Source organism: Hyphomonas sp. GM-8P (assembly GCF_003263315.1).
Lineage (GTDB): Bacteria > Pseudomonadota > Alphaproteobacteria > Caulobacterales > Hyphomonadaceae > Hyphomonas.
On sequence record NZ_AWFE01000139.1, the window covers coordinates 1 to 1,398 of the forward strand.

Sequence of the window (1,398 nt, forward strand, 5' to 3'; positions counted from 1 at the left end):
GGGCGACATTTTCGATGATGGACGCCTCGATAGCGGAGGTCGCATCCTCCTCGCTCATCACGGCGCACGGGACGAGCGGATTGGTGCCGGTCTCCTTCGCGAGTTCGATCACCGCGAAGTAGCGGCGGCGCCCTGCGATGACGCCGTAGCCGTCGCCTTCGCGGCGGACGAGCAGCGTCTGGCGGATGCCTTTCTCGCGGATGGACGGCAATATGTCGGACACGTCCGGCTTCTTGCGCCCGTGGCGCATGTTGAGTTTGGAGACGCTCAGCTGATCGAGCGGAATGTGTTTGAGGTCGGGCTGTGCCATCGGGGTCTCCTTTTCTGGCGGGTAAAGGGAGAGGCCAAGCGCCCATGCCGGGCCGCTCCAGTGAATATCGGAATAGGGAAAGCCTTCCCGGTCGAAGGCGGGGGCCGGGTCTGTCCGGCCCCAGTCATAGTCTCGGATGGCAATGCGCGGTGCGCGCCCCGCGACCAAGATTTCGACAACGCGGTCGTCCTCGACGACCAGCGTCATCTCCGGGCGCGACCCCAGAATCCGTTCGCTCTCCGTGAGGGCGCGACTCATACCCGTGCCTCGCCCGCTGGAATTGCGCGGAGGCGCGCCAGCACGGCGCGGGCCGTGTCCAGCGCCTCTGGTAGGAGGTCATTGGCGACCTCGGTCAGGTAGGCATTATCCGATCCCGGATAGTTCGCCTCAACGCCCCAGAGGCTTGCGGCGTGAGTGTCCAGCGTCACGCCTTCCAGCGCGACGGACAGCACAATACCGCAATAGAACCAGTCGCCTTTTCGCCAGCCCTCCATGACGGTTTCTGCTTCGGCCTGTGCCTTGGCGAACCGCTCGCGGAATCCGTTACCGGGGCCGATAAATCCCGGATCATTGATGTAAAGCGAAGGCCAGAATCCGTCCTGCCGTTGGTCGGGTGCATCTGGACAATCGTCCAGGACTATTGCTGCCATGATGGTGAAGCCGCCTGCCTCGCAGGTGATTGTGTCACCGGGGCAGACGAATGAGCCGAAACGTTCGGTGAAGGTCATGGTCGCCTCCTCACCGTGTCCAGAAGATATGGACTTCATCGAAGCCGGTCTGGAAGACGAGGATTTCGCCGTTCAGGGCCATGTCGCGGGCCAGCGCCTGCCAGTCGATGTAGTATTCGAGGGAGGACGGGATTTCGGTGCCGGACTCTCGGACCAGTTCCTCTGCGAAGTCGGCTGAGGAGCGGTATTCACCGGCATAATCCTCGAAGGCGGCGCGGGCCTCATCGAGGTCGTTTCCAAAGTATCCGTAGACCTTCGCAGCAAGGCGGCCATGCTCGGTGATGAATTCGGCCAATGCGCATACGGTTTCGAACGAGGCGTATTCCGACAGGCTCGCGCCTTCGAAGCCTTCATAGTGTC

3 protein-coding genes are annotated in these 1,398 nt (G+C 62.4%); all 3 read right to left on the bottom strand.

Features of this window, described 5'->3' with window-relative positions; all coding sequences use genetic code 11:
- On the bottom strand, positions 1-568 hold a 568-nt coding region (locus HY26_RS18720; protein WP_158531561.1), incomplete at its 3' end, for a ParB N-terminal domain-containing protein.
- A complete protein-coding gene (locus tag HY26_RS18725; RefSeq protein WP_112074346.1) occupies positions 565-1,038 on the bottom strand; it encodes a hypothetical protein in 474 nt (157 codons plus the stop codon). The genes HY26_RS18725 and HY26_RS18720, both read right to left, overlap by 4 nt.
- A 10-nt stretch (positions 1,039-1,048) precedes the next feature.
- Positions 1,049-1,398 (bottom strand): antirestriction protein ArdA (locus tag HY26_RS18730; RefSeq protein ID WP_112074347.1); only part of this gene is annotated, 350 nt, incomplete at its 5' end.

Bases quoted from the DNA above. Each gene is read 5' to 3' on its own strand.
- HY26_RS18725 (WP_112074346.1), bottom strand. From the start codon at position 1,038: ATGACCTTCACCGAACGTTTCGGCTCATTCGTCTGCCCCGGTGACACA.